General features: G+C 72.1%; 10 protein-coding genes. 7 read left to right on the forward strand and 3 right to left on the reverse strand.

Features of this window, described 5'->3' with window-relative positions; all coding sequences use genetic code 11:
* Window positions 1-91 precede the first annotated feature (91 nt).
* The gene (locus J2S57_RS27420) at window positions 92-424 is read left to right on the forward strand and encodes a nuclear transport factor 2 family protein (protein ID WP_307248204.1); all 333 of its coding nucleotides are present in this window, start codon (window positions 92-94) and stop codon (window positions 422-424) included.
* 207 nt (window positions 425-631) lie between these two features.
* The gene (locus J2S57_RS27425; protein WP_307248206.1) at window positions 632-1,888 is read left to right on the forward strand and encodes a serine hydrolase domain-containing protein; all 1,257 of its coding nucleotides are present in this window, start codon (window positions 632-634) and stop codon (window positions 1,886-1,888) included.
* A gap of 57 nt (window positions 1,889-1,945) precedes the next feature.
* Here J2S57_RS27425 and J2S57_RS27430 read toward each other — a convergent pair whose 3' ends face one another.
* Both J2S57_RS27430 and J2S57_RS27435 read right to left on the reverse strand, forming a co-directional pair.
* The gene (locus tag J2S57_RS27430) at window positions 1,946-3,556 is read right to left on the reverse strand and encodes a methyl-accepting chemotaxis protein (RefSeq protein ID WP_307248208.1); all 1,611 of its coding nucleotides are present in this window, start codon (window positions 3,554-3,556) and stop codon (window positions 1,946-1,948) included.
* Between the two features lie 83 nt (window positions 3,557-3,639).
* Window positions 3,640-6,351, reverse strand: coding sequence for a response regulator (locus J2S57_RS27435; protein WP_307248210.1), 2,712 nt, complete (start codon window positions 6,349-6,351; stop codon window positions 3,640-3,642).
* Window positions 6,352-6,573: 222 nt separating this feature from the next.
* Between J2S57_RS27435 and J2S57_RS27440 the strand changes: the two genes are divergently transcribed.
* From J2S57_RS27440 to J2S57_RS27455, 4 genes are all read left to right on the forward strand, one after another.
* Window positions 6,574-8,397, forward strand: a complete 1,824-nt coding sequence (locus tag J2S57_RS27440; protein WP_307248212.1) for a right-handed parallel beta-helix repeat-containing protein — start codon at window positions 6,574-6,576, stop codon at window positions 8,395-8,397.
* 189 nt (window positions 8,398-8,586) lie between these two features.
* Window positions 8,587-9,171, forward strand: a complete 585-nt coding sequence (locus J2S57_RS27445) for an RNA polymerase sigma factor (RefSeq protein WP_307248214.1) — start codon at window positions 8,587-8,589, stop codon at window positions 9,169-9,171.
* A 15-nt stretch (window positions 9,172-9,186) separates the two neighbouring features.
* Window positions 9,187-10,500 carry a hypothetical protein gene (locus tag J2S57_RS27450; protein WP_307248216.1) on the forward strand — a complete coding sequence of 438 codons (1,314 nt, stop codon included), beginning with the start codon at window positions 9,187-9,189 and terminating at the stop codon, window positions 10,498-10,500.
* A gap of 25 nt (window positions 10,501-10,525) precedes the next feature.
* Window positions 10,526-11,059 carry an SHOCT domain-containing protein gene (locus tag J2S57_RS27455; RefSeq protein WP_307248218.1) on the forward strand — a complete coding sequence of 178 codons (534 nt, stop codon included), beginning with the start codon at window positions 10,526-10,528 and terminating at the stop codon, window positions 11,057-11,059.
* Between the two features lie 62 nt (window positions 11,060-11,121).
* Here J2S57_RS27455 and J2S57_RS27460 read toward each other — a convergent pair whose 3' ends face one another.
* Window positions 11,122-11,721 carry a TetR/AcrR family transcriptional regulator gene (locus J2S57_RS27460; protein ID WP_307248219.1) on the reverse strand — a complete coding sequence of 200 codons (600 nt, stop codon included), beginning with the start codon at window positions 11,719-11,721 and terminating at the stop codon, window positions 11,122-11,124.
* A gap of 108 nt (window positions 11,722-11,829) precedes the next feature.
* Here J2S57_RS27460 and J2S57_RS27465 point away from each other — a divergent pair, with 108 nt between their 5' ends.
* On the forward strand, window positions 11,830-12,240 hold the full coding sequence (locus tag J2S57_RS27465) for a nuclear transport factor 2 family protein (protein WP_307248221.1): 411 nt from the start codon (window positions 11,830-11,832) through the stop codon (window positions 12,238-12,240).
* Window positions 12,241-12,254 lie beyond the last annotated feature (14 nt).

Below are 12,254 nucleotides of genomic sequence, written 5' to 3' on the forward strand. Positions count from 1 at the left end.
CCCGCAGGCCCAGGCCGCTGCTGCCTGGGTGTGCGGCACCCAGGCAGCAGCGGCCTGTCCCGCCCGGCGGCCGGGACCCATGATGGTGAGTATGACGAAGGAAGACATCGCGACGACGTGGGTCGAGACCCTCAACGCCCACGAGACCACCTGTTTCCTGGAGCTTTTCAGTGAGGACGCGGTGCTCGACGATCCGTCGGTCGGTCACCGTTTCGAGGGGCGGGCGGGGATCGGGCAGTACTACCGCGACTACTTCATCGGATACCGCACCCGCACCCGGCTCACCGCTACGACCCCCACCCCCGGGGGAGCGCACCTGAAGGTCCACTTCACCGGCGACTTCCCCGGCGGGCAGACCGACGGGATCTTCGACCTCACCCTCGACGGCGACCTGATCACCCACGTCCACGCCGACCTGGCCTGATCCCGCCCGGCCTGGCCTGATCCCGCCCGGCCTGGCCTGATCCCGCCCGGCCCGCGGAAGGACCGGGACCGGACCTCCGTCCCACGGGCTATGCGTCCCCCGTGAGACGGACCCGGGCGGACCCCCTGCGGGGGGACGACGCCAGTCCGGCTGGTCCCTAGCGTGGAGCCGTGGCGAAGACGCTTCGCCGAGAAGGGGATCTCACTGATGAAGCGCTCCAGCATCCTGGCTCTGGCCGCCGTGATCGGCGGCCTCACCCTCACCGGCCCATCTGCGCAGGCCCGGCCGGCCCCACCCAGCGATCTGCAGCAGGCAGCCCAGGCCGTGGTCGACTCCGGCCCGGCCGGATTCCTGGCCCGGGTCGACAGCCGGAAGGGCACCAGCACCGCCACCGCCGGGCTGGCCGACCGCTCCACCCAGCGCCGTCTCAAGAACAACGACCAGTACGAGGCCGGCAGCCAGACCAAGACCTTCGTGGCGGTGCTGGTGCTGCAGCTGGTGGCCGAGAAGAAGGTGGCCCTGGACGCCCCGATCGAACGCTATCTGCCCGGCGTCGTGCCGAACGGCGCGAACATCACGGTGCGCATGCTGCTGCAGCACACCAGCGGGCTGTTCAACTACACCAACGACAGCGACTTCGCCGTCCGGGCCCTCAACGACCCGAACACGCCGATCCCGGTGAAAGACATCCTCGCGACTGCCTTCTCGCACCCCGCCGACTTCGCCCCCGGAACCAGCTGGTCCTACTCCAACACCGGCTACGTGATCCTCGGCCAGATGCTGCACGAGGTGACCGGCCGCCCGGTCGGCGATCTCCTGCACCGCCGCATCGTCAAGCCCCTGCACCTCAAGGACACCTACCTCGCCGACCCGTTCCCCGGCGACACCGGCCGCGGCTACGCCCACGCCTACATCGGAGACCTCAGCACCGACCCCGCGACCTACGTCGACACCGCCGGCTGGTCACTCAGCTGGGCCGGCTCCGCCGGAGCCGTCGTCTCCACGGCGCGTGACCTGAGCACGTTCTACTCGGCCCTGCTCTCCGGCCAGGTGCTCCCGAAGGCCCAGCTGAAGCAGATGCGCACCACGATCGATGTCACCGAGGAGATGAGCTACGGCCTGGGCCTGTACTCACTGCAGACGCCGTGCGGGACGATGTGGGGACACGACGGCGCCACCTTCGGCAGCGCCAGCACCACCTTCACCACACCCGACGGAAAGCACTCCAACGCGACCGACGTCACCACCCGGCTCTACGCGCTCGACCCCACCGATCCCCGCCAGCAGGCATTCACCCAGGCCTACGGCCAGGCCCAGATCACCGCTATCTGCGGGATGTTCGGCCAGCCGGTCCCGACCACCTCCACGGCCCGGAGCGCGACACCGGCCGGCCCCGAGTTCCTCGACCAGAACGCGCAGACGACTGCCGTCACCCAGGCGCTCGCGAACGCCGCGGCCGGGTGACGGTGCTCGCCGGTTGGGGCCGCCCGGCCTTGTGGTGAAGAGCCGTGCGGTGACCGGCTAGAGCTCGAACCGGGACACCGCGGTGCTGAGTTCGGCGCTCATCCGGGCCAGTTCGAGCGTGGCCTGGTCGGCCTCGGTCACGCCGGTGGTCGTGATCGAGGCATTGCCGGCGACCCCGGTGATGTTCTGGCTGACCTGGGTGCAGGCATGTGCCGCGGCACTGACGCTGGCCCCGATCTCGTTCGTGGTGGCCGACTGCTCCTCCACGGCCGCGGCGATGATGTTCTGGTAGTCGCTGATCGTCGAGATCACCTGGGTGATACCGGTGATCGCGTCGACCGCCCCGGCCGCGTCGACGCGCAGGGTGTCGATGCGCCCGGTGATCCGGGCGGTGGCGCCGGCCGTCTGCTGGGCCAGCTGCTTGACCTCGTCGGCGACCACGGCGAACCCCTTGCCGGCGGTCCCGGCGCGGGCCGCCTCGATGGTGGCGTTCAGGGCCAGCAGGTTGGTCTGGGCGGCGATCGCGGTGATCGTGTTGATGACGTCGCTGATCTCGGTGGAGGAACGGCCGAGCCGGTCGACGGTGGTGCCGGCGGCCTGGGCGGTGGCGACCGCCTCGCCCGCGACGGCCGAGGCGCGTCCGGCGTTGTCGGCGATCTCCCGGATCGCCGCGGTCATCTCCCCGGAGGCGGCCGACACGGCCTGGATGCTCGCGGTGATCTCCGCGGCCGATCCGGCGGCCACCGTGGCCTGGGAGGCGGTGTCGGTCGCGGAGGAGCGAATGGACGTGGTGGTCGCGTTGAGCTGCTCGGCGGCGGCCGCCAGCGACTCGGCACTGCGCCCGATCAGCGTCATCGACTCCCGCGTCACGTCAACGACCTGGCCCACGGCGCGGGCCATCTCGGTGATCTCGTCGTGCCCGGCCACCGTCGGCCGGCCCCGCAGGTCGCCGCGGGCCAGCCGGTCGAGGTCGGACACCAGCCGGCGCACCGGATCCGTCACCGACCGGGTGATCAGCCCGGCCAGGACGCCGGCCAGGAGCAGGGCGACCAGGGCCGCCGCCACGATCAGCACCTTGGCGCGGGTGGCGGCGGCCGAGGAGTCGGAGACGGTTGCCGCCGCCGTGGCGTGCACGTCCTTCGTGAAGTCGGACAGAGGCGCGGTCACGGCCTGGTACAGGGTGATCGCCCGGCCCAGGACCAGGTCGTCCGCCCGGGAACGCGCGGCCTGCGTGCCGTTCCGGTACTCGGCGATGATGGTGGTGTCGAGCTGCATGAACGCGTCGAACGCCGTGGAGGTCCGCCCGAGAAGGGCGCGCTGCCGGGCGGTCAGGGCATAGCCACCCAGCCTGGCCAGATCCTCCCGGAAGGCCGTGGCGGAAGCCAGGAACTGACGGCGTGAGTCCCCGGAGTCGGCGGTGGCGCCCGCGACCCCGCGGCCGATGTCGAACGCGTAGGCGGTCTGCCAGCCGTTGAAGTCGGCCGTGCGGTACGTCGCGGTGCCGGCGTCCGCCTGCAGCGACCCGGCCGTGGCGATCCGGCGCGAGGCGTCGCCCTGCCGGTCGATCGCGACGAGCCCCGCGACGGCCACCACGCACAGCAGGAGCGCCACGGCGGCGAAGGCGGAGACCAGACGCACGCCCAGCCGCATCGATCGGGCCAGACTCATGAACCGATCATCGGGGCGGCCCGGGACGCACCTGAGAGGTACCTAGCGGTAGGGCACGGGCGGCGTCAGCGGGCCGCGGCCCGTCAGCTCCCGACCCGGCTGCTCCCGAGCCCGCCCGCAGCAGCCCGCCGCTGCACGATCTCGTCGAAGATGTCCGTCAGGTCGCTCTTGCGGATCGGCTTGGTCAGGAACGAGTTCATCCCGGCCCGCAGGCACGCGTCCCGGTCCTCGGTCAGCGCGCTCGCGGTCAGGGCGATGATCGGGACCTCGCGCCGGCCGGCCGGGGCCTGCGCGCGGATGAGCTCGGTGGCCCGCAGGCCGTCCATCTCGGGCATGTGCACGTCCATGAGGACGACGTCGTAGGCGATGCGGGCGACCGCCTCCACGGCCTCCTGCCCGTTGCCGACGACGTCGACCTGGTGACCCAGCCGCGTGATCATGACGTGGGCGACCTTCTGGTTGATCTGGTTGTCGTCCGCCACCAGGACCCTCAGGGTGCCCGGCCCCGGGACGGGCACCGGGACCGGATCGGGCCGCCGACCGGCGACCCGATCAGCTCGCGGACCGGGGTCCGGATCGGGCCGCAGATCCAGTGGTGGGTCGCTCTCGCGCCGGCCGCCGGTCGTCTCCACCTGTCGCAGGGTGGAGGCGACGGGGGAGAAGATCTCCTCCAGGTGCGCCCGTAACTGCCGGGCCCGCACAGGTTTGGTCACAACCGCCGAGAAGAGCCGGCCCTCGTCGGCGGGCCGGGCCGTGAAGGTGCTGAGCAGGACCATCGGCAGGTCACGGCCGCCCGGCAGTTCGCGCAGGTGGGCGGCCGTGGCGGGGCCGTCCATCCCGGGCATCTGCAGGTCGATCAGGGCGACCTGCACGGGGCGGCCACCGGCGAGCAGGTCGACGGCCGCCTGCGGCCCGTCCGCCACGAGCGTCTCCAGGCCCCAGCGCTCCAGCTGCGACTGCAGCGCCCGGCGGCTGGTCGCGTTGTCGTCGACCACCAGGGCCCGCCGCCCGGCCAGCGCCGCGGAGAGCACGCCGGTGTCCTGACGGCGTTGCGGCCCCGTCCCCAGGACGGCGGTGAACGTGAACGTGGAGCCGATGCCCGGGGTGCTCTCGGCGACCAGGTCGCCGCCCTGGGCCCGGGCCAGCCGGCGGCTGATGACCAGGCCCAGGCCGGTTCCCCCGTGGACGCGGGTCGTGGAGGAGTCGACCTGGGAGAAGGGCTGGAAGAGACGATCGGTGCGGTCGGCCGGGATGCCGATCCCGGTGTCGCGCACCTGGACCCGCAGCGTCACCCGTTCCGGCTGGTCCGGCGCGACGGGCTCCTCGGCCCGGGACACGTCCACGAGCACCTCACCGCGCTCGGTGAACTTGACCGCGTTGCTGAGCAGGTTGACGATCACCTGCCGGAAGCGGGTCACGTCACCCACGAGCACCGGTGGGCACCGCGGGTCGACGTGGACCACGAGCTCGAGGCCCTTGCGGCTGGCGGCCAGGGCCATCACGGCGGCGGCGCTGTCGACGGCCTCGTCCAGCTCGAAGGGGTGCTCCTCCAGGTCCAGGCTGCCGGACTCGATCTTGGAGAAGTCCAGGATGTCGTTGATGACGGTGAGCAGAGCCTCGCCGCTGTCGCGGATGGTCTGGGCGAACTCGCGTTGCTGCGCGTCCAGGGGCGTGTCCATCATCAGGCCGGACATCCCGATCACCGCGTTCATCGGGGTGCGGATCTCGTGGCTCATGGCCGCCAGGAACGCGGACTTGGCCTCGGTGGCGGCGATCGCCTCGCGGGCCCGGCCCCGCACCTGGAACAGCAGCACGTCGCGTTCGTCGCGGCCCAGGGCCAGGGCCAGCCCGATCACGGCGACCAGGCCGACGAACGCCTGCACGATCAGGGCCCGCGTCGCGAAGTCCGGCACCGCGGTGAAGGGGCCGTGCCCGGCGAGGGTGAACGCGACCGCCGCCGACCCGGCGACGAAGTCGTGCATGACCACGATCGTGGTGTCGAAGCGCAGGGCCGCCCAGACCGTCAGCGCGATCAGGGGGAAGGCGATCGGGAGGGTGGGCAGGACGACGAACACCACCACGTACGCGGCGACCGAGACGGCCACCAGCGCAGCCAGTTCCAGGCGCTGGATCTGGTTGAGCCGCTTGAAGGGCAGGACGACCGCCGGACGGGCGCCGGTGTCGGCCCGGGCCCGTCGGTGGGCGCTGATCAGGTAGCCCACGCGCAGTCCCAGGCCGAGAACCAGGAGCACCGAGACGGTGTTGCGCACCATCCACACCACGGCCAGCAGCAGCGACCAGGTCCCGTCGATGAGCCCCACGGCCAGCGGGCCCAGCAGGCCCCCGGCCGCGGTCGCCACCAGGGTGGCCAGGATCAGCCCGGTCAGCTGCGGCATCCCGGTCAGCGGCTCGTCGCCACCGGCTCCCCACATGCGGGGGTTCCAGCGACGCAGCAGATACATGAGCAGACCGACCTGCAGCAGGTTCGCCCCGGCGAAGCACAGCGCCAGCGCCGGCGCGGCCCCGGTCGCCCAGTTCAGCGCCAGCGTCAGGGATCCCAGCAGCAGGTGGTCCAGGCGCGCGGTGCCGGCCTCTCGCTGGCAGGCGAACCACAACGCGGCGACCCCGGCGGCCGGCCACACCAGACTCAGGCTGGTGCCGTCCATCACGGTCAGGCGGCCCAGGAACACCGCGACGCCGAAGCACACCGCGAAGGCGGCGCTGCGCGTGAGCGCCGCCGGCGTGGGTGAGGTGGATCCGAGCAGGCTGCGCCCTCGTAACGGCCGATCTGCCACCGTGGCCCTCTCCCGTTCTCCGACCGGTGCGCGCGGGTGGCGCCCTCGAGACATCGGACCGGCGGGCACACCGGTTGAACGGGCGTCCGGCGCGGGGGGTCGTGCTCATCCGGACGGCGTAGGAACCACATTCACAGGTTGCTCCCGGCAACCTTTGGCCGGGCCTCGACGACCAGGACGCGTCCTCCCAGCCCACCACCTCACCACCACCGGGGAAATCGAATGACGAAACTCCGCCTCGCCCGCCGCCGGCAGATCGCCGGCGCTGCCGGCCTGGTCACCCTGATCGGGGCCGGCGTCACCGTCGTCGGGGCCCACGCGGCGCAGACCAGTACGTTCACCGCCGACTTCGAGTCCGGCAGCACCAGCGCCTGGTCGAAGTCGGGCGGCACCTGGTCGGTCGTCAGCGACGGCTCCAAGGTGCTCAGCCAGACCAGCGCCACCAGTGAGAACGCCCGCGAGTTCGCCGGCGACACCTCCTGGACCGACTACACCGTCTCCGGCCGGGTCAAGGCACTCTCCCTGGGCACAGGCGGTTTCGCCGGTCTCCTGGCCCGGGCCCAGAGCTCCACCACCTTCTACCGCCTGGCCCTGGTCTCCGGCCACGCCCAGCTGCAGGCCGTCAACAGCGGCGCCGTGACCGTGCTGGCCACCTCCACGAGCACCGTCACGACCGGCACCTGGTACACGCTCAGCCTCACGGTCTCCGGCTCCACGATCAGCGGCAGCATCAACGGGGTCAGCATCGGCTCGGCCGGCAACGCGCTCGCCTCCGCCGGCCGGATCGGCCTGCAGACGGCGAACGCCACCGCCAGCTTCGACGACATCACCGTGACCACCGGCACGACCAGCGCTCCCACGACCCCCGCGTCCTCGAATCCGGCGACGACGACCCCCGCCGCCACGACCCCGGCCACCACGACCCCCGCCGTCACCCCGACCACCGGCACCCCCGTCAGCGGTGCCCTCTACGTCTCACCCACCGGCAGCGCCACCGCCGCCGGCACCCAGGCGGCCCCCACCACCCTGGCCACCGCGATCACCAAGGTCGCCGCCGGCGGCACGATCTACCTGCGCGGCGGCACCTACGCGCTCTCGGCCACCCAGACCATCGCCGAGGGCAACGACGGCACCGCGAGCGCGCCCAAGACCATCGCCGCGTACCCGGGGGAGAGCCCGGTGCTCGACTTCTCCGCGCAGGCGGTCGCGGACTCGAACCGCGGCCTGGCCCTGAACGGCGACTACTGGCACCTGACCGGTTTCACGGTCCAGCACGCCGGGGACAACGGCATCGCGATCGGCGGGAGCCACAACACCGTCGAGCGGATCGTGACCGCCTTCAATCACGACAGCGGCCTGCAGATCTCGAGGGTCTCCTCGGCGACCGCGAAGGCGGACTGGCCGGCGGGCAACCTGGTGATCAGCTCGGAGTCGCACGACAACGCCGACCCCGACGGTGAGGACGCCGACGGTTTCGCCGCCAAGCTCACCGTGGGCGCGGGCAACGTGTTCCGCTACGACGTCTCGCACCACAACATCGACGACGGCTGGGACCTCTTCGCCAAGGCCGACACCGGCGCGATCTCCCCGGTGACGATCGAGGACTCGCTGTCCTACACCAACGGCACCCTCACCGACGGCACCGTGAACGCCGAGGGCGACCGCAACGGCTTCAAGCTCGGTGGCTCCGACATCAAGGTCAACCACGTCGTGCGGCGCAGCATCGCCTACGGCAACGGCCACCACGGCTTCACCTACAACAGCAACCCGGGCGCGATGACGATCGCGAACAACCTCGCCGTCAGCAACGCCGAGCGGAACTTCGCGTTCGACGAGGGCACGCACACCTTCACGTCCAACACCTCGTGCCGCTTCACCGGCACCGCGACCAGCGACAAGATCTCCGGCACCGCCGACAGCACCAACCAGTTCTGGTCGGGGAGCAACGGTTCCCGCTGCTCCTCCTACAGCGGCGCGCTGGCCTGGTCGTTCGCCACCGACGGCAAGCTCGTCACCACCCTGGGCGGCAAGACGGTCACCTTCTGAGACGTGTGAGCCACAGGAAAAGTGCCTGAGGACGCCGTGGTCGCGTCGGTCGGGAGACCGGCACGACCGCGGCGCCCGGGTGTCCCCGGTCACATCTTCCGTTCTGATGCAGCGTTTCCGGCCCGGCGACCACTACGGCGACCACTCCAACGACCACTCCGACGGCAGTGGGCAGGAAAGGATGCAGTGGTGATTGTCGACGAACAACTCGGCGTCGGTCCGGCGACCGACGCCCAGTTGCTGGCCTCGATCCGGGCGGGGGACCAGGACGCGTTCACCGAGCTCTTCGAACGGTATGCGCAGATCGTCTGGAACTACGCCTACCGGCTGACCGCCTCCTGGGCCGAGGCCGAGGACGTGGCCGGAGCGGTGTACCTGGTGCTGTGGCGGCGCCGGGGCGCGGTGCGCATCGTCAACGGCAGCGCGCTGCCGTGGCTGCTGAAGGTGACGAACACGCTGGTGCGCAACGAGCGACGCCGGCTGGCGCGCTACCTGCGCGCGCTGCCCCGGATCGCCTCGCACCCGGCCCAGCGCGACCACGCCGAGGAGCTCAGCGAGCAGGCGGCCGCGAAAGCCCGGCTGGAGCAGGTCCTGCACGCCGTGCGCCGCCTGCCCCGCGCCGAACGCGAGGCCGTCGAGTACTGCGCCCTGGGCCGGATGGCCACCGCGGACGTCGCCGAACTGCTCGGCATCACCGAGGCCTCCGTGCGCTCGCGGCTCTCACGCGCCCGGGCCCGCCTGCACACCCTGACCGCCGCGAACGACGAGGCCTGAACCATGAGGAATGACATGAAGGACGCGCTGGACGAGGTCGCGCTCGCGGCGGACCGGCCGATGCCGCACGACGTGCGACGCCGCTTGCACGGCCGGGTCTCGGCCCGGCCCGCTCCGGCCCGGCCCGCTCCGGCCCGGCCCACACCGGCCCGCACCCACCTGGTCACGGTGCTCAGCGCGACCGCGGTCGCCGGGGTCGCCGTGCTGGCGATGCTGGGCGGCCAGCAGTGGCGCAGCGCCGGCGGCTCGGTCGCGGCCGCCGCCGGCGGACCGGGCGACCCCGACCTGGCCGCGCAGGGCGGCTGGACGCAGGAGGACACGCGCCGGGGCAACCACTTCTGGAGCGCCGCGGAACGCTACGACGCGGTCGCGAACTGGGCCCCCGCCGAGGCGGTCGAGCGGTGCTCGGCCGGCCCGGGCTGGGAACCCCTGCTGACCACCTCCGCGCGGGGCGTCACGGCCGTGGCCTTCGCCGACGGCGACGAGCGGATCTTCTGCGAGCTGACGACCGACACGGTCACCCTCTCCCGGCCCGTCCCCGCCGAGCGGAGCGCCGGCGACGCCACCATCGACCTCGTCTCCCCTCTGGGCACCGTGGCCGGCGTGGTCTCCACCGACGTCTCGCAGGTGCTCCTGTCGGCGGGCTCCACCCCCGATCAGTCGGACGCGGCCGTGATCAGCAACGGCGTGTTCCTGCGTCCCAACTCGGTTCCCGCGGGCAGCACGTCGTTCGCGGTGAAGGTCGACGGCACGCTCGAGACGCAAAGCCCGTCCTCGGGCATCCTGAGCCACACGGGCACACACCCCGAAGAGGGGACGAACGACCTGGCCGCCTGCACGGGAGGCACCGACCTGCCGGTGGCCGACCCGGGACGCTGGGAACGCGGCGCCACCGGCGACATCGACGGTGAGCAGCTGCAGCTGTGGAGCTACGGCGGGATGCTGGCGATCTGCCGTACCGACGCCGCGGGCACCGGCTCGGTGCAGGTCGTGTCCAAGGACGACCCCACGACCACCACCGAGCCGGAACTGGCCGCCACCAGGGATCTCGGCGCCACCCGGGAGATCTTCTACGACTTCCGGCCCGACTCCGGCGGCGAGTCCAGCGACACGGTGGCCCTCGCCGGGGCCGGCCTGCCCGCCGGTGCGGCCCTCGTCGAGGTCACCCGTCCCCGGACGGGCCTGCTGAGCGCCCGCGTCGTGGGGGACACGTTCGTGCTCACCGGGATCCGGCTGAACGAGACCGGCACCGGGACCGACCCCTCGACCCTGACCGTCCGCGACGCGGACGGTGCGGTGCTGGTCCGCATCGACCTGGCCGACCTCTGAAACGGGAGCCTGTCAGACTACGAGGATGGACGGCAGCTTCTTCCCCTCGTGGCGGCGCGCTCCCGAAGGGGACCAGCTTCGCGGGCCCCAGGGGCGCGACGACCTGGCCGACGCGGTCGACCGGGCCGCGTTCGGTCGCCCGGTCGAGCACGAACTGAGCGCCCTGGCCGCGCTGCTCGACGACGACGAGACCGTTCAGCAGGTCGTCGAGGGCGGCACCGGCGTGGCCGTGCTGACCACCCGGCGCATCCTCGTCAAGGTCGAGGGCATCGACCCGGCCCTGATCATCGAGCGGGCCGACGTCATCCGGGCGGCCGGCCGCACCCACCGCGGCATGGGCACCCTCACCCTCAAGACCCGTTCCGGCAACCTGGTGGTCGACCAGATCCTGGGCACCCAGGCCGAGACCTTCGCCGCCAACGTCACCGCACCGGTGCCCGAGGTCGCCCCGGCCGACCCGATCGCGGCGCTCGCCGATCTGCGGGCGGCCCACCGGGCCGGCACGATCGGCGACGACGAGTTCGAGACCCGGAAACGTCAGCTGGTCGAAGAGATCTGACTCGTTCCCGATCGCCTTCGTGACCGCTGACGCCGGTCACGAAGGCGCGAGGCGGACGAAACCTACTGCGCGGAGGACGTTCCCAGGGCGAGTGCCCGGTCGAAAGCGGTGCGGGTCGCCTCGGCCAGTGCCTCGGGGGCGTCGCCGCAGATGTCCCGGGCCGTCGCGAAGCAGGCGATGGCGACGTGCCCGGCGAACGTGGCCACGTCACTCTCCCAGCCCTTCTCGACGAGCAGGGCGGTCAGCCGCTGGGCGATGAGCTGTGCCTTGGCCGCGCTGCGGGCCTGGAGCTCCGGACTGCCCGCGACCAGGCGGGTGTGACTGCGGTACTCGTCCGGATCGGACGCGACGAGGGTGCCCAGCCGCACCACGAACGGCTGAAGGGCCAGCAGGGCATCGGCCGCGGTGCGGGTGCCGCCGGGCGTGGCCCGGACGGCGTCGGCGTCGAGGCTGCCGAGCAGCTCGCGCTCGTGCGCGAAGACGACCTCCTGCTTGTCGCCGAAGTGGCGGAAGAAGGTGGTGCGGCCGACCTCCGCGCGCTCGGCGATGTCGGACACCGAGACGCCGTCGAAGCCGTGCGCCGCGAACAGCTCGGCAGCTGCCCGCACGATGCGCTGACGGGCCTGCTGCTGCTTGCGTTCGACGAGCCGGCCCGAGGTCATGGCCCCGAGTGTACGGGAACGCGTTCCGGAGGGGCTTGCGTTCCGTTTGGAACTGCGTACCATTTCTCGGGTCGGACCGACCGGCGAACCTCTGGAAGGGGCATTCCCATGAACACGGACGACCGATGGGCGATCACCGAGACCCTGGCCCTGGCCGGGCACGTCGTCGACAGCGGCGATCTCGACCGGCTGAGCGCGGTTTTCGCGTCCGACGTGGTCTACGACATGAGCGCCGTCGGCGCCGGCATGCCGGTGATCACCGGCACCGAGGCCGTGCGGCAGGGGGCGCTGAGGATGGGGGCGAACGGTCCCGTCGCGCACCACGTCACCAACGTGGTCGTCGTTCGCGAGGACGGGGCTCAGGCCGAGGTGGACTCCAAGGGCCTGCTGCTGATGCCCGACGGCACGGTGCAGAGCGTCGTGCACCACGACGTCCTGCGCCGCGGTGACGACGGGTGGCGCATCGCCCGCCGGGTCATCGTCCCCCAGCGGGCCGCGCTCGGCGCCCTCGCCTCGTGACCGTCGCCTTCCGG

This window comes from Kineosporia succinea (assembly GCF_030811555.1).
Lineage (GTDB): Bacteria > Actinomycetota > Actinomycetes > Actinomycetales > Kineosporiaceae > Kineosporia > Kineosporia succinea.